This window comes from Proteus myxofaciens ATCC 19692, from assembly GCF_001654855.1.
Lineage (GTDB): Bacteria > Pseudomonadota > Gammaproteobacteria > Enterobacterales > Enterobacteriaceae > Proteus > Proteus myxofaciens.
Genome location: NZ_LXEN01000060.1, coordinates 1 through 21,924, shown reverse-complemented (window position 1 = coordinate 21,924; position 21,924 = coordinate 1). Strand labels below are relative to the sequence as shown.

17 protein-coding genes and 1 pseudogene are annotated in these 21,924 nt (G+C 36.2%); 10 read left to right on the top strand and 8 right to left on the bottom strand.

Annotation, left to right across the window (positions count from 1 at the left end; all coding sequences use genetic code 11):
- Positions 1 to 593: 593 nt before the first annotated feature.
- Genes M983_RS06820 through dnaB form a run of 3 tightly spaced genes read right to left on the bottom strand, consistent with a single transcriptional unit; the run spans position 594 to position 4,384 of the window.
- Positions 594 to 1,790, bottom strand: a complete 1,197-nt coding sequence (locus tag M983_RS06820) for an amino acid aminotransferase (protein ID WP_066749034.1) — start codon at positions 1,788 to 1,790, stop codon at positions 594 to 596.
- A gap of 54 nt (positions 1,791 to 1,844) precedes the next feature.
- On the bottom strand, positions 1,845 to 2,933 hold the full coding sequence (gene alr / locus M983_RS06815; protein ID WP_066749031.1) for an alanine racemase: 1,089 nt from the start codon (positions 2,931 to 2,933) through the stop codon (positions 1,845 to 1,847).
- Between the two features lie 41 nt (positions 2,934 to 2,974).
- Positions 2,975 to 4,384, bottom strand: a complete 1,410-nt coding sequence (gene dnaB / locus M983_RS06810) for a replicative DNA helicase (protein ID WP_066749027.1) — start codon at positions 4,382 to 4,384, stop codon at positions 2,975 to 2,977.
- A 157-nt stretch (positions 4,385 to 4,541) separates the two neighbouring features.
- On the opposite strand from dnaB, the pseudogene M983_RS06805 reads away from it, so the two are divergent.
- Positions 4,542 to 5,527 (top strand): annotated as a pseudogene (locus M983_RS06805) (NADPH:quinone reductase).
- Positions 5,528 to 5,723: 196 nt separating this feature from the next.
- On the top strand, positions 5,724 to 6,038 hold the full coding sequence (locus M983_RS06800) for a hypothetical protein (protein WP_066749025.1): 315 nt from the start codon (positions 5,724 to 5,726) through the stop codon (positions 6,036 to 6,038).
- 48 nt (positions 6,039 to 6,086) lie between these two features.
- Here M983_RS06800 and dusA read toward each other — a convergent pair whose 3' ends face one another.
- On the bottom strand, positions 6,087 to 7,121 hold the full coding sequence (dusA, locus tag M983_RS06795; protein WP_066749022.1) for a tRNA dihydrouridine(20/20a) synthase DusA: 1,035 nt from the start codon (positions 7,119 to 7,121) through the stop codon (positions 6,087 to 6,089).
- 397 nt (positions 7,122 to 7,518) lie between these two features.
- Here dusA and M983_RS06790 point away from each other — a divergent pair, with 397 nt between their 5' ends.
- The 7 genes from M983_RS06790 (at position 7,519) to M983_RS06760 (ending at position 15,860) form a co-directional block, all read left to right on the top strand.
- Positions 7,519 to 8,817 (top strand): S8 family serine peptidase, encoded by a 1,299-nt coding sequence (locus tag M983_RS06790; RefSeq protein WP_066749019.1) that lies wholly within the window; start codon positions 7,519 to 7,521, stop codon positions 8,815 to 8,817.
- Positions 8,818 to 9,283: 466 nt separating this feature from the next.
- Positions 9,284 to 10,399, top strand: coding sequence for a spermidine/putrescine ABC transporter ATP-binding protein PotA (potA, locus tag M983_RS06785; protein WP_066749016.1), 1,116 nt, complete (start codon positions 9,284 to 9,286; stop codon positions 10,397 to 10,399).
- Complete coding sequence (gene potB, locus M983_RS06780; protein WP_066749011.1) at positions 10,383 to 11,243, top strand: spermidine/putrescine ABC transporter permease PotB; 861 nt, start codon at positions 10,383 to 10,385, stop codon at positions 11,241 to 11,243. Before potA ends, potB begins: the two co-directional genes overlap by 17 nt.
- Positions 11,240 to 12,019 carry a spermidine/putrescine ABC transporter permease PotC gene (potC, locus tag M983_RS06775; protein ID WP_066749008.1) on the top strand — a complete coding sequence of 260 codons (780 nt, stop codon included), beginning with the start codon at positions 11,240 to 11,242 and terminating at the stop codon, positions 12,017 to 12,019. Before potB ends, potC begins: the two co-directional genes overlap by 4 nt.
- 115 nt (positions 12,020 to 12,134) lie before the next feature.
- Positions 12,135 to 13,178, top strand: coding sequence for a spermidine/putrescine ABC transporter substrate-binding protein PotD (potD, locus tag M983_RS06770; protein ID WP_066749004.1), 1,044 nt, complete (start codon positions 12,135 to 12,137; stop codon positions 13,176 to 13,178).
- A 302-nt stretch (positions 13,179 to 13,480) separates the two neighbouring features.
- The gene (gene yddG, locus M983_RS06765; RefSeq protein WP_066749001.1) at positions 13,481 to 14,401 is read left to right on the top strand and encodes an aromatic amino acid DMT transporter YddG; all 921 of its coding nucleotides are present in this window, start codon (positions 13,481 to 13,483) and stop codon (positions 14,399 to 14,401) included.
- Between the two features lie 184 nt (positions 14,402 to 14,585).
- Positions 14,586 to 15,860, top strand: coding sequence for a bifunctional O-acetylhomoserine aminocarboxypropyltransferase/cysteine synthase (locus M983_RS06760; RefSeq protein WP_066749000.1), 1,275 nt, complete (start codon positions 14,586 to 14,588; stop codon positions 15,858 to 15,860).
- Positions 15,861 to 16,137: 277 nt separating this feature from the next.
- On the opposite strand, the gene M983_RS06755 is transcribed toward M983_RS06760, so the two are convergent.
- Both M983_RS06755 and M983_RS06750 read right to left on the bottom strand, forming a co-directional pair.
- Positions 16,138 to 19,194 carry a MexW/MexI family multidrug efflux RND transporter permease subunit gene (locus M983_RS06755; protein WP_066748997.1) on the bottom strand — a complete coding sequence of 1,019 codons (3,057 nt, stop codon included), beginning with the start codon at positions 19,192 to 19,194 and terminating at the stop codon, positions 16,138 to 16,140.
- A gap of 15 nt (positions 19,195 to 19,209) precedes the next feature.
- A complete protein-coding gene (locus M983_RS06750; RefSeq protein WP_066748995.1) occupies positions 19,210 to 20,316 on the bottom strand; it encodes an efflux RND transporter periplasmic adaptor subunit in 1,107 nt (368 codons plus the stop codon).
- A 188-nt stretch (positions 20,317 to 20,504) separates the two neighbouring features.
- Here M983_RS06750 and soxR point away from each other — a divergent pair, with 188 nt between their 5' ends.
- The gene (gene soxR / locus M983_RS06745; RefSeq protein ID WP_066748992.1) at positions 20,505 to 20,954 is read left to right on the top strand and encodes a redox-sensitive transcriptional activator SoxR; all 450 of its coding nucleotides are present in this window, start codon (positions 20,505 to 20,507) and stop codon (positions 20,952 to 20,954) included.
- A 1-nt stretch (position 20,955) separates the two neighbouring features.
- Here soxR and M983_RS06740 read toward each other — a convergent pair whose 3' ends face one another.
- Positions 20,956 to 21,402 carry a hypothetical protein gene (locus tag M983_RS06740; RefSeq protein ID WP_066748990.1) on the bottom strand — a complete coding sequence of 149 codons (447 nt, stop codon included), beginning with the start codon at positions 21,400 to 21,402 and terminating at the stop codon, positions 20,956 to 20,958.
- On the bottom strand, positions 21,392 to 21,924 hold a 533-nt coding region (locus M983_RS17525; protein WP_066748987.1), incomplete at its 5' end, for a hypothetical protein. The genes M983_RS17525 and M983_RS06740, both read right to left, overlap by 11 nt.

The window sequence follows — 21,924 nt, the reverse complement described above, 5'->3', positions numbered from 1 at the left end:
AAAATAAAATTAAGTTGTTGAATTAAAAGAAAGTTACGTAATAAGAGTAATTGTTTTTTTATTATTTTACGGAGGTTGATAACAACTGAAAATAATTACTTTGAAAGGATTTTTGTTGCATGTGTGTTATTATCATATAACATTTTTATAACTCAGTGTTAATTTATTTGTTGGTGATTATTTCATTGTATTGAAAAATGAGTATTTAAAGTATTTCATTTTTTGATAATCATAAAATGATTATTTTTATAATTATTTTTATGATTGTTTGTAGTTATTACGCCTTAAATGATAAGGGGGTAGGTATCTATATGATGTAGGCTAACGCCATTAATAAATAAGATAACGAAAGATGAGTTATCTTATTATCTTCCACGTTAACATTGATTTTATTTATTAAAATGTTAAATCTAAATTTTGTCTTATTTCGTAATTGTGTATAAAGTACTCATATTATCTAAATACGAAGAAACATTATTATATTTGATTATTTTTACGAGATTACTGTTTGATATTTGACCATTTTGTCTTTGTATCGCAAAAATAAAGACCTATCTCATGATAAGTCTTTATTATAAAGTGCGAAATGATGGCTAGCGACTGACAGCTGCAAAGGCTTTTGCAATACGCTGCACATTATGATGATTTACCCCAGCCATGCAAACACGGCCTGTTCCTACAAGGTAAATACCAAACTCTTCTCGTAATCTATCCACTTGCGCTTCACTAAAACCGGTATAACTGAACATACCTCGTTGAGATAATAAATAATCAAAGTTTTGTTCTGGTAATTCAATTTTTAGAGCATTAACTAAAGTAATTCGCATTTCTTTAATACGATCACGCATATGTGCGACTTCTTTGCGCCATTGTGTGGTTAATACATTTTCAGAAAGAACTCTATTAACGATTTGCGCACCATAATTAGCAGGGCTTGAATAAATACGGCGTACACCGGCTTTAAGTTGACCTAATACATGTTCACATTCTGTTGCATTACCACATACAACAGATAAGCCTCCAGCACGCTCACCATAAATACCAAATATTTTTGAAAATGAGTTACTGACTAATATAGGAAGCCCTGCTTTGGCCATTGCACGTACTGCGTAAGCATCGTCGTCTAAGTTTTCTGCAAAACCTTGGTAGGCGATATCTAGAAATGCGATAGCGTTACGGCTTTTTAATACGTCGGTGACTTTATCCCATTGTTCTTTTGTTAAATCAGAACCTGTTGGGTTATGGCAACAAGGATGCATTAAGACAATGCTTTTTTCTGGTAAGCTTTTGAAGCAATCCAATAACGCTTCAAATTTAACCCCTTTAGTTTCGGGATCAAAATACGGATATTCATTCACCTTAAATCCAGATCCTGCAAAGATAGATGTATGATTATCCCATGTAGGATCACTTATCCACACTTGTGAATTAGGGAAATAACGTTTAAGAAAATCAGCACCGACTTTTAATGCTCCCGAACCCCCTAAAGATTGTATTGTGGCAATTTTTTTATCTGCAATTAGTGGATTATCAGCACCAAATAGTAATTTTTGTATTTCACAACGATAAGGTGCGAGTCCTTCCATAGGCAAGTAAAGTGTTGCGGTTGGTGTCATTGCATTAATTTGCTGACGAGCAACAGAAACGGTCCCTAGAATCGGGGTTTTACCTTCTTCATCATAATAAAGACCAATACTTAAATTCACTTTATCTTTACGTGGGTCTTTATTATAAACATCCATTAACGAGAGAATCGGATCTCCCAAAAACGCCTCAACATGTTGAAACACGGTATACTCTCCAATACTGTTATGAGCGAGATAAATACAATATCTTGCCGTTTATTACTCGTCTATGTATTCCATAATGACGCGCGATGTTAATTTAGTAATTAATTCATAAGCGCTGATACCACTACAATGAGCTATCTCTTCAACAGGGATCACATCACCCCATAAAATAGCTTCATCACCCACATGATCAATATGCTCATTGCCAAGATCAACGCTTATCATATCCATTGAAACACGCCCAACAATAGGTACTTTTCTACCATTGATCCAAATAGGGGTACCTGAAGGGGCGCTTCGTGGATAACCATCACCGTAACCAATGGCTATCACACCAAGGTAGGTATCTTCTTCACAAACCCACGTACCACCATAGCCGACAGGTTCACCGGCTTTATGTTGACGTATAGCGATTAAACTGGTTTTGAGTGTCATAACAGGTAGTAAGCCAAAATCAGCGCCTACCTTTTCATCTCCAGTTGGGGAAATACCATAGGTGATAATACCAGGACGAACCCATTGATAATGAGCCTGTGGCCAAAATAAGACACCAGCAGAAGCTGATATAGACTTATCACCAGGTTTATTTTCAATGAAGTTGTGAAAAAGTACGATTTGTTGTTGTGTGATTTCTGGTAAGTTAGGTTCATCAGCACGGCTAAAATGGCTAACAATATTCACAGGCGATTGAACATTTTTGCAAGTACAAAGACGTTGATAGAAAGCTTCTGCCTCTTCTGGCCTTACACCTAAGCGATGCATTCCTGTATCTAGCTTCATCCATACTTTGATGGGTTCATCTAAATTAGCCTGCTCTAAAGCTTCAAGTTGTTCTATGCTATGAACGACAGTTTCAATGCTGTTAACGACTAAAATCGGTAAATCTGCTTTATCGAAAAAACCTTCAAGTAAGAGAATGGGCTTAACAATACCGCCACTGCGTAATGTTAATGCCTCACCAATACGAGCAACCCCAAAACAATCAGCAGTATCCATTAAGGTATATGCTGTTTCTAATAACCCATGGCCATAAGCGTTTGCTTTCACGACAGCGATTAGTTGGCTATGTGGTGCATAGTCTCTCACATGCTGAAAATTGTGACGCAGAGCGCGGCGATCTATCACTGCGGTTGCCGCTTTCATATTATTTCGATACGTCCTCTTAATTAGAAAAAAATTGATGATTACTCATCATCATAAGTAGGTCCTGCGTAGTTATCAAAACGTGACCATTGACCATTAAACGTTAATCTTACAGAGCCAATAGGACCATTACGCTGCTTACCGATGATAATTTCAGCTACACCTTTCAAATCACTATTTTCGTGGTAAACCTCATCACGATAAATAAACATAATAAGGTCAGCATCCTGCTCAATAGAACCTGATTCACGTAAATCTGAGTTAACAGGGCGTTTATCAGCACGTTGTTCCAAACTACGGTTTAACTGTGATAATGCAACAACAGGAACTTGCAATTCTTTAGCGAGTGCTTTTAATGAACGCGAAATTTCAGCAATTTCTAATGTTCTATTTTCAGATAAAGAAGGTACCCTCATTAACTGTAAATAGTCAATCATGATTAGACTTAAACCACCATGCTCACGATAAATTCGGCGTGCGCGTGAGCGAACTTCAGTTGGCGTTAGCCCTGATGAATCATCAATATACATATTGCGCTTTTCAAGCAAAATACCCATTGTGCTCGAAATTCTTGCCCAATCTTCATCATCTAATTGACCCGTACGAATACGTGTTTGGTCAACACGAGATAATGAGGCAAGCATACGCATCATTATCTGATTTCCTGGCATCTCTAAGCTGAAAATAAGGACAGGTTTTTCTTCTGTCATTGCTGCATTTTCACATAAGTTCATGGCAAATGTGGTTTTACCCATTGAAGGACGGGCTGCAACAATTACTAAATCGGATTTTTGTAGTCCTGCGGTCTTTTTATCTAAATCTTGATAACCACTAGAAACACCAGTGACACCATCATGAGGTTTTTGATAGAGCTGTTCTATTTTTTCAACAGTTTCTTCTAAGATGGCATCAATGGCTTTAGGGCCTTCATCTTTATTGGCTCGTGTTTCTGCTATTTGGAAAACTTTAGATTCGGCAAAATCCAGTAGATCTTCACTTGTACGCCCTTGAGGATCAAAACCTGCATCTGCAATTTCATTGGCGACTTTTATCATATCGCGCACAACAGCGCGCTCTCTGACAATATCTGCATAAGCATTAATATTGGCAGCACTAGGCGTATTTTTAGAAAGCTCTGCTAAATAGGCGAAGCCGCCAACACTTTCTAATTCGCCATTTTGCTCTAATGCTTCAGATAGCGTAATAAGATCGATAGGTTTTGTGAGTTCAAGCAAACGTTGCATTTGCGAGAAAATAGTGCGATGAGGTCGGCTATAAAAGTCATCTTTAGTAACTCGTTCAGAGACATTATCCCAACGCTCATTATCAATCATTAAACCGCCTAACACCGACTGTTCGGCTTCTAGCGAATGGGGAGGAAGTTTTAGCCCCTCCATTTGTCTGTCTTTAATCTCAGACGTTAGCTTATCAGTGGTCTTATTTCTGGCCATAAATCCTGCGCAAAGTCGAAAAAGTGTCAAATCAGCGTATCAGTATACGCTAACCTCATTATCTGTGCCTTGTAGAAATAACGTTCCTTTGCCATTATCTCTAAAGAATTTTTAAAACGCTCGCTTATTTTATCCTAGGTTATCAAAGGAGATAGCAATGGCTAAACGCATACAATTTTCAGCTCATGGCACCCCAGATGTTCTTGAATTTACAACATTTACACCCGATGTACTTGGTGATAACGAAGTACAGATTGCCAATAAAGCGATTGGTATTAACTATATTGATACTTATGTACGTAGTGGGTTATATCCAGTGAGCCACTTCCCTAGTGGATTAGGTACTGAAGCTTCAGGCGTTGTTGTTAAAACCGGCGCTAAAGTGACGTCACTAAAAGAAGGGGATAGGGTAGTTTATGCGCAATCTCCACTAGGAGCATATAGCGATATACATAATGTACCAGAAAATAAAGTCGCTCGCCTACCTGATAACATTTCATTTGAGCAAGCTGCCGCGTCCTTTTTAAAAGGGCTAACAGTTTATTATCTTTTTAATGAAACCTACAAGTTGCAATCAGGAGAAACCTTCTTATTTCATGCAGCAGCTGGTGGTGTTGGCTCTATTGCAACACAGTGGGCAAAGGCGATTGGCGCTAAAATGATAGGTACAGCAGGAAGCGATGAAAAAGTGGCTAAAGCGAAAGCATCAGGTGCTTGGAAAATGATTAACTATCAAACTGAGTCTATTGTTGAGAGAGTATTAGATTTAACCAATAATCAAAAAGTCCCGGTTGTTTATGATTCTGTAGGTAAAGCAACGTGGTTAGATTCACTAGATTGTTTACAACGTCGCGGTTTGATGGTGAGTTTTGGTAATGCTTCTGGTGCTGTAACTGGGGTTGATTTAGGTATTTTAAATCAAAAAGGCTCTTTATATGTGACTCGTCCCTCTCTTTCAGGCTATATCACAACACGTGAAGAACTTGATGTTGCTAGTGAGGCGCTTTTTGCATTGATTGGTTAAATGGTAAAATTGATGTTAATGTACCCGAAAATCAAAAGTTTTCCTTATCTGATGCAAAAAAAGCACATCATTATCTTGAAAGTCGCCAATCTCAAGGCTCAAGTTTACTTATTCCTTAATTATTATTGATAAATATGAAAACCTGTTTGAAATAAATTAAGCAGGTTTTGAATGTCTATATATTATTAGTAAATATAATTGGTATCTATTTTAATTATCAAAAAAAATCCCTTTAAATTAATTTATATTTATTTTTGTCTTCATCTATTTTATTTTATATTTCCAAAATCTTTATCAATTTAATAGGAAGTATTTATGCAAAAAGATGAACTAAAAGACTTTATTGATTTTATTTATGAAGATAATAAAGTCAGTAATGTTGAGTTACAATTTATTCGTGATGTCGCAGATGAAAAAATAGAAGCATTATTTGAACGCTTTGGTAATAATAATAACTTATCTGCATTTCAAAAATCAATGGATGTATCTGTTCAGCTAATGCAAAATGTATTTTTTGATATTAAAAAGAAAGAAGGAACAGAAGAAGGGAAACGTGAAGTTAAAGAAGCCTTTGAATTTCAGATAGCATATTTAATTGCCAATTATAATCGTTTCTTCTCATTACTTTAATGAGAATAAGAACCAGCCGAATATGGCTGGTTCTTATTTTTACTGAAATTATTTCTCAATTACAAATTTGAGTGCATTTTCTAATACAGATAAGTCAGCACCTTTTTTATGAGCATTTTCACTTAAATGACGACGCCACTGTCTTGCACCCGGTATACCTTGGAATATCCCTAGCATATGGCGAGTAACATGGCCCAAATAAGTACCTTCTGTTAACTCTTTTTCAATATAAGGGTACATTGCTTTGACAGCATTAACTGGTGAGGTAATAGGCAATTCATCACTGAATAACTCATGATCAACCTGTGTCAGTAAAGATGGATTTTGATAAGCCTCACGACCAACCATCACGCCATCCATATATTTTAAATGTGTTTTCGCTTCTTCAAGTGTTTTTATTCCACCATTAATGGCCATTGTCAGATGTGGAAAATCCTGCTTAAGCTGATAAACACGAGGATAATCTAATGGTGGTACTTCACGATTTTCTTTTGGGCTTAAGCCTGATAACCAAGCTTTACGAGCATGAATAATAAACGTTTGGCAATTATTATCACGGCTTACAGTGTCAATAAAATCACATAAAAAAGCGTAGCTATCTTGTTCATCAATACCAATACGCGTTTTTACAGTAACAGGAATGTCTACTACATCGCGCATCGCTTTAACACAATCTGCGACTAATTGAGCTTCACCCATTAAACATGCGCCAAAACGTCCATTTTGAACGCGATCAGAAGGACAACCGACATTTAAATTAATTTCATCATAACCACGTTCTTGTGCCAATTTTGCACAATGTGCTAAGGCTTGTGGATCACTACCACCGAGTTGTAAAGACACAGGATGCTCTACTTCACTGTATTTTAGATAATCGCCTTTACCATGAATAATGGCGCCTGTTGTCACCATTTCGGTATAGAGCAGTGTGTTTTTACTTAATTGACGTAAAAAATAGCGACAGTGACGATCAGTCCAATCCAACATCGGCGCAACAGAAAAGCGATTTAAGGGATAACCCCTTTGTATACCTTGTATTTTCTCGTTTTCTTGTATTTTATTAGTTGGTGTATTTTCGTGCATTATGACCTGTTTTAGTGTATTTCTCTTTATCAGGACACCAAAATTGGGTGTACTCAAAGAGTGAAAGAGGGGGTTGCTTAAGATAACTTACTATAACATAACTCTATCTATAAGTGAGCATAGAGGTAACGAATGATAAAAAGAGAAGAGTATAAACTCATTACTTTTAATAATATAAAAAGAAGTCTTAAGTGATTTAAATCTTTATATAAAATAAAGGTAATATATTATAATTAAATTTATTTCTCAAAGCTTAATCAATTAATAAATAATAATATAAATACAACTCCTTGGTTTAATAATAGAGACATTTATTTATCATCTACTGAAAATGAAAATAGTCAATATTCAATGTAATGCGCTATAAAGCAAAAAAAATAATAAAGGAGCATTGAATATGAGTATAAAAAGAAAGATCCTGATAAAGGTAAAAAATATACATAAACTCGATAGTGACAATTTGAAATTGTCACTTAGCTCTTATCATAATCAATATCACTCTTTTTTATCTGATATTACGCTAATACCGATTATTTCACCAATATCTCAAGCACCACCTAGGGCTCAATCAAGTTGCTCTATTAAAAATAACGAATTGTGTAACTTAAATTATTATTATTATCTTGATGTTAAGGATAATAAAAAATATGAATTGAGCAATATTATTGAGCAATTAGCACAGCATCCTGATATTGAATATGTGCAAATGATCCCAAATCAGCCTATCAGGCCACCTAATATTATGCCTGATTTAACTAATCATCAACATTATTTAAAAATGCCACAAAAATTTATTAATAAAAATAAAATAAGTGGATTGGGTGTTTTAGAAGCTTGGCAACAAAATGCTTATGGTCAAGGCATTCAATTAGCTGATATTGAATGGGATTTTAATTTTTCCCATCATGATTTATTAGCAGACAATATTACCTCCTTATTGCCCTATACTGAGAAAACAGATCAAGCCGATCATGGCACTGCGGTAGCTGGATTAATTATGGGAAAAGACGATGGCAAAGGGATTATTGGTTTAGCGCATAAATTAGATATGTTTTATGCTATCTCAGAATTAACGAGTGGTCGTATTGATGCCATTATTGCCAGTAAAAAAATATTACATGAAGGCGATATTGTTCTTTATGAAATGCAGACCATTTGCGAGCAACAAGCTTATGTACCTGCAGATTATGAGTTTCATATTTGGGAAGCAACACGAGCACTTACTGATGCTGGAATTATTGTTATTATGGCTGCTGGTAATGGTGGCGTTGATCTTGATTTGCCTGTTTATAAGGACTATCGAAAACGCACTGATAATAATTCAATACGTGTTGGTGCAGGTTCTCCTTACACGCTTGAACGATTACCTTTTTCAACGCATGGTTCTCCTATTCATGTGCAAGCATGGGGTGAAAGTGTAGCGACTGCGGGATATGGCGATCTTTTTTGCCGAGATGATAACCATACTTATACAGCAAATTTTAGTGGTACATCATCAGCAAGTGCATTAGTAGCTGGTGCTGCTGCGATTATTCAATCTTGGTACAAAATAAACACTCAACACGTATTAACGCCAATACAAATGCGTGAATTACTCATTAAAACAGGTACTTTTCCGCGTTTAAACAATAAAATAGGTCCATTACCAAATGTCAGTAATGCAATTATGTATTTAAAAAATTTAATTAAACATTAAATGATGCCATCGCGTTGAGTAATCCTATGATTATAATTTTATCCTCTTGATTATAAACAATTTATAATTAAGAGGATTTTTCTTTTGGAATGATGGATAAACATGACATTTTTATAAATAAACCAATAAATCAGTCTATAAAGGTTAAAAAATAATAAAATATTAATTTTAATAGATTAAATATATCAAGAAATATAATTATCATTTTGATTTTATTAAAATTTTAATAATAAGTATTCAAGATTGTTAATTATGATGAAAAGCTTAAATATAATGATTTTTTCATTGTTTATATGCCTTTTTACTTTCAATTTTATGCAACTGCGTTTATCATTTGCTCCTTGTACTATACATACGGCGTTGCTGGTTTTGGGCTTCTGTGGAGCATAATGCTCCGGCAGCTCACACAGTCTTTTCCAGTAGCGGTTCTATCTGCATTATTCTTCGGGATAGAGTATTATCTTAAATGACTGAGAAAACTTCTCTGAAACCACTTGTCGAATTAAAATCCTTAAGTAAAGGTTTCGACGGAAAACAAATCATTTCCCGCCTCGATCTGACTATCAACCATGGCGAGTTTTTAACCATACTAGGCCCTTCAGGCTGTGGTAAGACGACGGTATTGCGTTTAATTGCGGGTTTAGAAGACGTAGATGATGGCCACATTATCTTAGATGGTGAGGATATTACGCATATCCCAGCTGAACAACGTTTTGTAAATACCGTTTTTCAAAGTTACGCACTTTTTCCACATATGACTGTTTTTGATAACGTCGCATTTGGTCTTCGTATGCAGAAAACACCTGCAAATGAGATAAATACGCGTGTTGAAGAAGCACTTCGTATGGTGCAACTTGAGGACTTTGCGCAACGTCGACCTGCTCATCTATCAGGTGGTCAACAACAACGTGTCGCTATTGCGCGTGCAGTTGTGAATAAGCCGAAGGTTCTATTGCTTGATGAATCATTATCTGCACTGGATTACAAATTACGTAAACAGATGCAAAATGAATTAAAAGCCTTACAACGTAAATTGGGTATTACCTTTATTTTCGTCACTCATGACCAAGAAGAAGCACTGACAATGTCAGATAGAATTGTGGTTATGCGTGAAGGCCGTATTGAGCAAGATGGCACACCACGAGAAATCTATGAAGAGCCAACTAATCTTTTTGTTGCTCAGTTCATTGGTGAAATCAATATATTTGATGCTCGCGTGTTACATCGTATTGATGAAAAAAGAATCCGTGCTGATGTCGAAGGCCATGAGTGCGATATCTTCACAAGCTTACCAGTAACAACAGATCAAAAAATCAAAGTGTTACTTCGACCTGAAGATCTTCGCGTTGAAGAAATTCATGATTTAGAGAATTTACCAGGACTAATTGGTTATGTTCGTGAACGTAACTATAAAGGTATGACATTAGATTCTGTTGTTGAAATGGAAAACGGTAAGATGGTCATGGTGAGTGAGTTCTTTAATGAAGACGATCCTGATGTTGATCACTCATTAGATCAAAAAATTGCTGTCACTTGGGTTGAAAGCTGGGAGGTCGTGCTGGCTGATGAAGAAAACACGTAAACTATTTCAAAACATCGTAATTGCAGGTGTTGTGGGTTGGTTAATGGTGTTCGTCTTCTTGCCGAATATCATGATCATTGCGACCAGCTTTCTCACCCGTGATGATGCAAATCTTGTTGAGATGGTATTTACCCTCGACAACTATAATCGTTTATTTGATCCTATGTATGCAGAGGTATTGTTACATTCGATTAATATGGCGCTTATCGCGACATTAGCGTGTTTAGTTTTAGGCTATCCCTTTGCTTTTTTTCTTGCAAAAATGCCTAAAAAAATACAACCATTAATGTTGTTTTTATTGATTGTTCCTTTTTGGACTAACTCACTTATCCGTATTTACGGATTAAAGATTTTCCTAAGTACCAAAGGTTATTTTAATGAGTTTCTATTGTGGATAGGACTTATTGATAAACCTCTAAGGATAATTTATACCCCAGAAGCAGTGGTGCTAGGTTTAGTCTATATTCTCTTACCTTTTATGGTATTGCCACTTTATTCGAGTATTGAGAAATTAGATAAACCTTGCTTAGAAGCAGCGCGCGATTTAGGGGCTAATAAATTCCAAACCTTTATTCGTATTATTATCCCTCTTACCATGCCAGGTATTATTGCGGGCTGCTTACTCGTTTTATTACCGGCGATGGGCTTATTCTTTGTTGCTGATTTAATGGGTGGTGCGAAAAATCTGTTAATTGGTAATGTGATTAAGAGCCAATTTTTAAATATTCGTGATTGGCCATTTGGTGCAGCAACCAGTATTTGTTTAACGTTAGTCATGGGATTAATGCTCTTTATTTATTATCGAGCCGTGAAGTTATTGCATAAGAAGGTAGAAATAGAATGATAGGACGGTTATTGCGTGGTGGATTTATGTCCATTATTTACGCGTATCTTTATATCCCGATTATCATTCTGATAGTTAACTCATTTAACTCATCACGTTTCGGGATAAATTGGAAAGGATTTACAACAGATTGGTACACCATTTTATTTAATAATGATAGCCTGCTTCAAGCCGCAGGCCATTCATTAACGATGGCGGTAACATCAGCAACATTTGCAACTTTAATAGGTGCATTAACCGCTGTTGCCTTATATCGTTACCGTTTTCGTGGAAAGAAATTTGTGGGTGGAATGCTGTTTGTTGTCATGATGTCACCTGATATTGTGATGGCGATTTCACTACTTGTTTTATTTATGATTTTAGGTGTATCGCTAGGTTTTTGGTCGCTACTTTTCTCACATATTACATTTTGTCTTCCTTTTGTTGTGGTGACGGTTTATTCACGATTGAGTGGATTTGATGTGAAAATGTTAGAAGCAGCGAAAGACTTAGGCGCAGGCGAATTCACCATTTTGCGTAAAATTATTATGCCATTAGCCATGCCAGCGGTTGCTTCTGGTTGGTTATTAAGCTTTACATTATCAATGGATGATGTCGTTGTTTCCTCGTTTGTAACAGGGCCTAGCTACGAAATTTTACCATTAAAAATTTACTCTATGGTAAAAGTGGGTGTATCACCAGAAGTGAATGCCTTAGCGACTATCCTTTTAGGATTATCATTAGTTTTAGTTTTACTGAGTCAGTTAATTTTAAGAGATAGAACTGGCAAAGCTTAACAATGTGTATTAGTGCGAGTTTCTCGCACTTTATTGGGGTCATAATGACCGATTTGTTGGAGGTAGGCTGCCCGCCTATTTGATATTAACGCATCAACCACTGAAGGAAACATACATGAAAAAGTGGTCCTCTGTGCTCGCGGCTAGCGTTATAGCACTAAGCATTGGTACAGCATCTGCTGATGATAGTAAAACGGTCTATTTCTATAACTGGACGGAATATGTGCCGCCAGGTTTACTTGAACAGTTTACGAAAGAAACTGGGATTAAGGTGATTTACTCCACCTATGAATCTAATGAGAGCATGTATACCAAATTAAAGACCTACAAAGAAGGTGCTTATGATTTGGTTGTTCCTTCAACGTATTTTATTTCTAAAATGAGTCATGAAGGAATGCTACAAAAAATCGATAAATCAAAATTAACGAATTTTGATAATCTCGATCCTAATTTATTACATAAATCATTTGATCCAGATAATGACTACTCAATCCCTTATATTTGGGGAGCAACAGCTATCGGTATAAATAGCGATGAAGTTGATGTGAGTAGCATTACATCGTGGGCTGATTTGTGGAAGCCTGAATATAAAGACAGCTTATTACTGACTGATGATGCGCGTGAAGTCTTCCAAATGGCGCTATTAAAACTAGGCTATTCAGGAAATACGACTGATCCTAAACAAATAGAAGAAGCATATAAAGAGCTACAAAAACTGATGCCAAATGTTTTAGCATTTAATTCAGATAATCCAGCAAACCCTTATATGCAAGGCGAAGTAAATTTAGGCATGATTTGGAATGGCTCTGCCTTTATTGCGCGTGATGCAGGTGCCCCTATTGAGATGATATGGCCAAAAGAAGGCGGTATTTTCTGGATGGATAGTTTGGCTATTCCTGCAAATGCGAAAAATGTTGATGGTGCTCATCAGCTGATTAACTTCTTATTACGTCCTGAAGTTGCTGCTAAAGTTGCTGAAAATATCGGTTACCCAACACCGAATATTGCCGCGCAAAAATTACTGCCAAAAGCAATAACAAAAGATAGTTCTCTGTATCCAACAGAAGAAATTATTAATAAAGGCGAATGGCAAAATGATGTCGGTGATGCCACTATTTTATATGAAAGTTATTATCAAAAATTAAAAGCTGGGCGTTAATTGATTTAAGGTCAATATAGTCTTGTAAGCCACCTTTTGATAGGTGGCTTTTTTTATATAAGAGATCCATAGTCTTTTTTTAAAAATAATGAAAACATGGTGATAAGAATAATATGATAAAAATGTTATTAGGGTTCAATATTGTTTTTAATACAATTTTCAGCAATTAGCTGGTTATTCTTTTCTAATGTTTTTTGGTTTTTAAACTTTTTTATATTTTCTTTAATTAGACACAAGTAATCACTGATATTTTATTTTAATATGGGATTTTAATGATTAATTATTCAAAATAAAGGCAAAAAATGCTTTCAAGCTCAACAAAAGGAACACTCTATGGCCTTGTTGCCATTATACTTTGGAGTACAGTCGTTGGATTAATACGAAATATTAGTGAATATTTCGGTGCTGTGGGAGGGGCTGCACTTATTTATACAACGGGAACACTCTTTCTTATTCTTACTTTAGGTTGGCCTAAACTTTCTTCTTTTCCCAAAAGATATCTTTTTTGGGGGGGATTGCTCTTTGTGACTTATGAAATATGCTTAGCATTATCTCTTGGGCTTGCCTCAAATCGAACTCAAGCTATTGAACTTGGAATGATTAACTATTTATGGCCAAGCTTTACACTTGCGTTAGCGGTGATTTTAAATAAACAGCGTTTTTCTATTTTACTTATTGTCGGATTATTATGTTCATTTAGTGGGTTGATATGGGTTATGAGTGGCGATAGTCCATTAACAATAGAAAGTTTATGGAATAATGTGAGTAGTAACCCACTGAGTTATTTCCTTGCATTTACTGGTGCTATTCTTTGGGCTTTTTATAGTAATGTGACGCGTCTTATCTCTGAGGGACATAATGGTATTGTACCTTTTCTATTATTAACGGCACTAGCAATATGGGGCCAATATCTTTTTGCTGAGCCCGTTGAGTGGGTGATTAATATAAAAAGTATTTCGTTACTTTTAATGGCGGGTATTGCTGTGGGATTAGCTAATGCCGCATGGACCTTAGGTATGATAAGAGGTAATGTCACATTATTAGCGACACTTTCTTATTTTACGCCCGTTATCTCTACGGCATTTTCTTCTTTATTATTATCAACGGCTCTTTCTTTTTCATTTTGGCAAGGTGTCATGATGGTAACAGGGGGATCGCTTATTTGTTGGTTAGCAATACGCAATAAAAAAAATAAAAGAGTGAAGGTTGTCAAGATTGACTAATCATTAGATTGAATAGCCTAAAAGATAAGTCTGTTTTTAAGCTAAATGGCACTTTATATAACTTGAAATTTTTTCACTATGCGACATATGGAATATCAGTTTATCTATATTCCTGATAATCATACGGTAACAGTATGAAGCATCGTATGAAAACAAAGAATAAAAGTCCAATAAAGGGATCATCATGAAACTTGAAACACTCGCTATTCACGCAGGCTATTCTCCTGATCCAACCACAAAAGCGGTTGCCGTACCTATTTATCAAACAACTTCTTATGCTTTTGATGATACACAGCATGGTGCTGATCTTTTTGATCTTAAAGTACCTGGTAATATTTATACTCGCATAATGAATCCGACAAATGATGTATTAGAACAGCGTGTTGCTGCTTTAGAAGGTGGTATTGCGGCGGTTGCTGTTGCATCCGGTATGGCAGCTATTACTTATGCAATACAAACTATTGCACAAGTCGGCGATAATATTGTTTCTGTCGCAAAGCTTTATGGCGGTACATATAACTTAATGGCTCATAGCTTTCCACGCATGGGAATTGAAGCGCGTTTTGCGCCTCATGATAATATGGATGCGTTAGAGGCGTTAATTGATAAAAATACTAAAGCCGTATTTTGTGAAACAATAACAAACCCAAGTGGGAATATTATTGATATACAAGCTTTGGCTGATATAGCTCATCGTCATGGCGTACCATTAATTGTTGATAATACGGTGGCCACTCCTTATTTATGCCGTCCTTTTGAATATGGTGCTGATATTGTTGTTCACTCACTGACTAAATATATTGGTGGGCATGGTAATTCTATTGGTGGCATTGTTGTTGATTCAGGAAAATTTCCTTGGACTGAACATAAAGAAAAATTTGCAATATTAAATACACCGGATGTGTCTTATCACGGTGTTAATTATGCCGAACATTTTGGTGAGGCTGCTTTTATTGCTCGTTGTCGTGTTGCGCCTCTTCGTGGTACTGGTGCGGCATTATCACCTTTTAATGCTTTCCTTATTTTACAAGGTCTTGAAACATTAGCGTTAAGAATGGATAGACACACTGAAAATGCACAAAAAGTAGCAGAATATCTGCAAAATCATCCTCAAGTCGAATGGGTAAAATATGCAGGATTAAAAGATAACCCTGAGCATGAATTAGCGGTTCGTTATTTATCGGGCAAGCCTGCTGGTATTCTTTCTTTTGGTATTAAAGGAGGTGCTGAAGCCGGTGCTAAATTTATTGATGCATTGCAACTGATTGTACGTCTTGTCAATATTGGTGATGCGAAGTCTTTAGCTTGTCATCCTGCATCAACCACCCATCGTCAATTAAATGATGAAGAATTAGAACGAGCAGGTGTTTCTCGTGATTTAATTCGGCTATCTATCGGTATCGAACATATCGATGATATTTTGGCAGATCTTAAGCAAGCTTTAGCGGCGAGTGTTTAAATAAACGTTTTACTTTAATTAAAAATGAGTATGGTTTAAGCGATTAGTCATTAATAAAAAGAGGATAAAGTCTAAAATTTTTAAAATTAATTGTAGGCTAACCTGTATTTGTTAAGTCTAGATATGAAATGCTATATCACAGAAAATTAGATAATCTTTATAATAAAGCTCCCCATTGCTAAACAACACAATGGGGAGTTATTTCACGACATTACTACTTATTACTTCTTTTTATTCTTTCAATTGCTTAGATTATTGACAAATCACGAATATTTTATCATTGTTTTTGACGTTCAGTTTGTGAACTGACTTGATGATTTCGCGCTAAAAATGTGTACATTGTCGGTAATACAAATAGGGTAAACAATGTGCCCACTAACATACCTGATACAATAATTAAGCCTAAACCAAAGCGACTATTAGCTCCTGCACCACTGGCAAAGAGTAACGGAATAAGACCAATTACCATGGCCGCTGTTGTCATTAATACAGGACGTAATCGAATTTTAGCGGCTTCAATAATAGCATCACGGCGATTAAAATTTTTATGAGCTTGTAACTCATTAGCAAACTCAACCATTAAAATTCCATGTTTACTGATAAGCCCGATTAAGGTGACTAACCCTATCTGGGTATAAATATTGAGTGTTATTATACCTAATGCTAGTGGAACTAAAGCGCCACAAATTGATAATGGTACGGTAATTAAAATAATTAAAGGGTCAACTAAACTTTCATATTGCGCAGCTAATACGAGATAGATAATGATTAACGCAGCAATAAAGGCAAAAATTAAGGTATTTCCTTCTTGTGTAAATTGGCGTGAATCAGATTGCCAATCATGGCTAAAGCCTGTGGGTAATGAGTCTGTTATGGCTTCAAGGTAAGTAACAGCTTGTCCCATCGTAACACCTTGTGCAGGAATAGCCTGGAAAATCGCCGCATTTTGTTGATTAAATTGCGTTAATTTATTGGGTTCAACATGTGTTGTTATATTGACCACGGTTGATAATGGGATTAGTACATTATCTTGTGTACGCACATAATGACCTTTCAGTGAATCAGGCGTTAAACGCTGATGACGTACACTTTGTGGAATAACATCATAAGAGCGTCCATCCATACCAAAGCGATTAATATAATGTTCACCGACTAATAAAGACAGAGACTCACCAATATCTTGCATACGAATACCTAATGTATTAGCTTTCGCTCTATCTATGGCAATTTGTACAACAGGGTTGTTGTAATCTAAATCACTATCCACTACAACAAACAGCCCACTTTCTCTCGCTTGTTGTTTGATATTCTCCATGGTCTCAAATAAAACGGGATACCCTAAAGGGCTACGTAATACTAATTGCACTGGTAATCCACCCACAGAGCCAGGTAAAGAAGGCAGTTGGAATGCAAAGATAGACGTTCCTTCAATATCGCCAACGCGATTTTGCAAATCAGCCTGAATTTGGTCTGCATTACGAGTACGATTTTTCCAGCTATCAAAGTTTATGCCACCAAAGCTTGCTGATGGACCATCAGTACCATTGATTATCCATGTGCTTTTTGTTTCTGGCAGGCTCCTATAGATATCATCTAATCTCTGATTAAAGCGTTCGGCATAGTTTAAGTTGGCATGTTGTGGCGCTTTGATCGCTGTTAGTACACTTGCCTGATCTTCAGAAGGTGCAAGCTCTTGTTTTGTTTGGTTATATAAAATAGGCAGACTAATAAAGACCGCCAGTGCGAAAACAACCGTTAACCCGCGGTGAGATAAAGAAAAGTGAAGAATATAACCATAATAATGCGCCATTTTATTAAAGACAAATTCAGCCATTCTCGCCATTTTGCCTTCATTTTCTTTGGGTTTTAACATTAATGAACTCATCACCGGAGATAAGGTTAATGCCACAATGCCAGAAACAATCACACTACCGGCGAGTGTTATCGCGAATTCTTTAAAAAGAGCACCGGTTAAACCTGACATTAATCCAATGGGGGCATAAACAGCGGCAAGAGTAATCGTCATTGCAATAACAGGACCTGCGACTTCTCTTGCACCTACTAATGCTGCTTGTACTGGTGATAACCCTTCTTCAATATGACGATGTACGTTTTCAACCACAACAATCGCATCATCAACTACAAGGCCAATCGCTAAAACCATGGCAAGTAATGTGAGAAGATTAATGCTAAAACCAAAAGCGAGCATTAATCCCGCAGCGCCTAGCATCGATAAAGGAATCGCTAATACAGGAATAATGACAGAGCGGAATGAGCCTAAACACAGATAGATAACACCAATCACAATCACAATTGCTTCAATTAATGTTTGCACGACTTGATTGATTGAGGCTTTGATAAAGCGTGAGGTTTCAAACGCTAATTCAACATGAACGCCAGGGGGTAACGTTTTTTCAATATTCGCTAAATTATCACGAATGCCATCAACAATGACTAGTGGATTGCCTGTTGGTGTTGGGAATAAGCCTAAAAATACGGCTTTTTTACCATTCATAATACCGCTTGTTTCTGTTGCCGCTGCACCTAATTCAACAGTGCCGATATCACGTAGGCGGATTAAATTATTGCCATCATTGCTAATTACCATATTTTTAAATTCATCAACATTGGTTAAATCAGTATTGACATAAACGTTAGCGATAACATATTCACCTTCAACTTTACCAGGTGCCGCTTGATAGTTATTACGACGAACGGCATCAGCAACATCATTAGCCGTCAGATGACGACCTGCTAATTTATCGGCGTCTAGCCATAAACGCATGGCAAGTTGTTGGCCACCAAAAACTTGAACCTTAGCCACACCATTAATGGAAGAGAACACAGGTTCTACAACACGAGAAAGGTAATCAGTGAGTTCAGGAATAGAAAGTTGCTCACTAGAAAAACCGACATAAGCAACCGCAGTAGATTCACCTGATGATAATTCAATAACAGGATCATAAGCTTGTTGTGGCAACTTATAACGGACTTGATTCACCTTTGCCATCACTTGTGTTAAGGCTTGAGTTGGGTCGCGATTTAACTCCATTCTTACTGTCACTAAGCTTTTCCCTTGCACTGATGAAGATGAAATATAATCTACACCTTCAACAGAAGACACCGCTTGTGTAATGGGCTGAGTGACAAAGCCTTGCATCAATTTAGATGAAGCACCAGGATAATCAGTTGCAATGGTAATTGTTGAGTTTTGCAACATAGGATATTGGCGTATTGGCAATTTACTAAATGCAAAAGCACCTAGTAATAAAATCAACATACTCACTACTAACGCTAAAACAGGTCGTCGAACAAAAATATCAGTAAACTTCATGAAGATTTGCTCCTGTTATGGCTTCGTTGTGGATGATTTTGTTAACGTTAATGTATCTTGCTCAATAGGTTCGATAAAAACACCATCACTGAGCTTAATTTGGCCTGATGAGACGACGGAATCACCTAGTGTGACTCCTTCTTTGATCTCTACAAGGCCGTTGTAGCGCAATCCAACTTTCACAGAGACACGCTTAGCGATAAGGTTTTTTTGATTGTCAGATTGCGCCACAAACACGGTATCTCCATATGCAGTATAAGTGACTGCGGTTTCAGGTATGGTTAATACATGAGGACTATCAGGAGATATCACTTGAACACGAGCAAACATACCCGCTTTCAATTGATTATTTTCATTAGGTAATACAGCTTGTACTTGTACAGTACGAGATGAACCGATAAGAGGGTCTATCGCGTTGATTTTTCCTGTAAATACCCTATCAGGATAAGCATCAACTTTGATATTAATAGGTTGTTTAGGTGTTAATTTAGGTGCAGTTTGCTCATCAAGCGAAAAATTTAGTTTTAAATGACTAGCATCGACCAAAGAGGCAACATGCTCTCCCGCTGTGAGATATTGGCCTTCATGCACTTGCTTTATACCCACAATACCATCAAAAGGCGCTTTAATTGTTTTTTGTGCAATACGCGCTTTCACTTCACGAATAGAGGCGACAATCATATCACGCTCAGAAAGTGTGCTATCTAATTGCGCAGCTGCTGCAACATTTTTACTATAAAGCTGGCGTGTTCTTGAATAGAGTTTATCGGCATTCACTAATTGTGCTTGTAAACGTAATAATTCTGCTTGTTCTGGTTCATCATTAAGTTTAACGAGCACTTGTCCTGCTTTAACAATCTGACCTGACTCAAAATTAATTGTCGCAATGCGGCCATTGGTTTCTGCCGCTAAATAAATTTGTTGAGCGGCTTCTAGTTCACCAACACCTTGCATAGTGTTGGGTAATTTTGAGGATTGAACAGTTGCTAAAGCTACTTTAGTAGGAGGATAGGTAGCCTGTTGTGTATCACCGTTATCTGATGAACTTGTTGCATAAACCATCGTACCGACACTTAATAAAAAGAGCAAAGCACAGAGAGTAAACGTTAATTTTCTATTCATTGAATGACATATCCCATGGTGAATATTTTTCTATTTTTATTTCTAACTTGATTAACGTTTTCTCTGTATTCATGAAGTATTTATCTATCAGAAATAAACTTAATCAATAGAAGCCATATTTTTACTATCTTGACTTAATGAATTGGAGAGACTATAAAACCTCAAGTTAACTTGAGGTCAAGTAGAAAATGAAAAAAGAAATAACCGGTTCAAGTAGGGCACTGACGGTGGGTGAGGTCGCAAAAAGAAGTGGTGTTGCAATATCAACACTTCATTTTTATGAAGAAAAGGGATTAATAAAAAGTACACGAAGCCTAGGTAATCAGCGTCGTTATCCGCCTGTGGTATTACGTTATGTTGCTATTATTAAAGCCGCTCAAAGTACAGGTATTCCACTAAAAGAAATTCAGGAAATCTTAGGAAAATATCCCCCTAATAGTAAATTGACGGCAGAACAATGGCACGAAATATCAACGGATTGGAAAGCAAGGCTAGATGAAAGAATTCATCGACTTAAAAGATTGCGTAATGGGCTTGATCACTGTATTGGTTGTGGTTGCTTATCTTTAAGTGATTGTCCATTACGTAATCCTGATGATGTATTAGGAGAAAAAGGTCCTGGTGCGCAAATTTTATGACCTACAGTGAGAATGATGGGCTATCAGGTTTAAAGATGCCTTCATATTCTTCCTGATTGTCTATCATTCCTAGCATTTCTTGCATCACTTGCTGATAGAAACCTTTATAAGAAATAAAGCATATAAGCGATTGATTGATGACATCTTGATTTAAACTTCCATCAGATAAGCACTGTATTTTCGCATAAAAAAGCGCACCTCTTTGTCTGCTTTCTCTGAGTGTTTGATTTCCATTATCTTTAAAATCAAATTGCTCAAGTAACTTAAGAATATCTTTAGTGTTATTTAGACATTGAGATTGTAATAATTGATAAAACTCTTGATTTAATGCTAATGCGAAAGGATCTTGATTTTCCTCAATAGTATTTGTTAATGTTTTTTTTTCTACATTATGATTATGAATTGTTTCTGTAAGAGGTATTGTTGGATTTAACCGATTAATATTCATGAATTTCTCCGCTATTATCTATTGAGTCAGCGTTCTTATCATCAACGTCACCATCTTCAAATTTTTGTATGTAATCTATTAAATTATTTTTTATCTCATCAGTGAAAGCCATATTATGCTGTTCTGAATAAGGTTGATGAAATTGTGTTTTTAGATCGTGTATAAGTAAATTGGGGTCAAAGGCCAAAATTTGTGATCCCGCTGTGACCGAAATTAAAGTACTATCATGAGGAATAATCTCGATATTTTTATCATTAAGTGTTTTTTCTAAATAAGATTGCAAAGTGTAGGGAATATTAATCGTTAATTTGTTATCTATTGGGCTTTCTGCAATTAACTTTTGGATTAGCTCAACTTGCATTTGTGGTGCTTGAAAATAATTAGCGACAATTTTGCTGATTAATTCTCTTTGGCGAAGCTCATAATTAGTAATATTTTTTTGGTATTGAATAACACAACTCAAAATATCACCAAATAAAGCTTGTAGGCCTTCAGCATAAGCTTGCTTTTTTGCTATTTCTT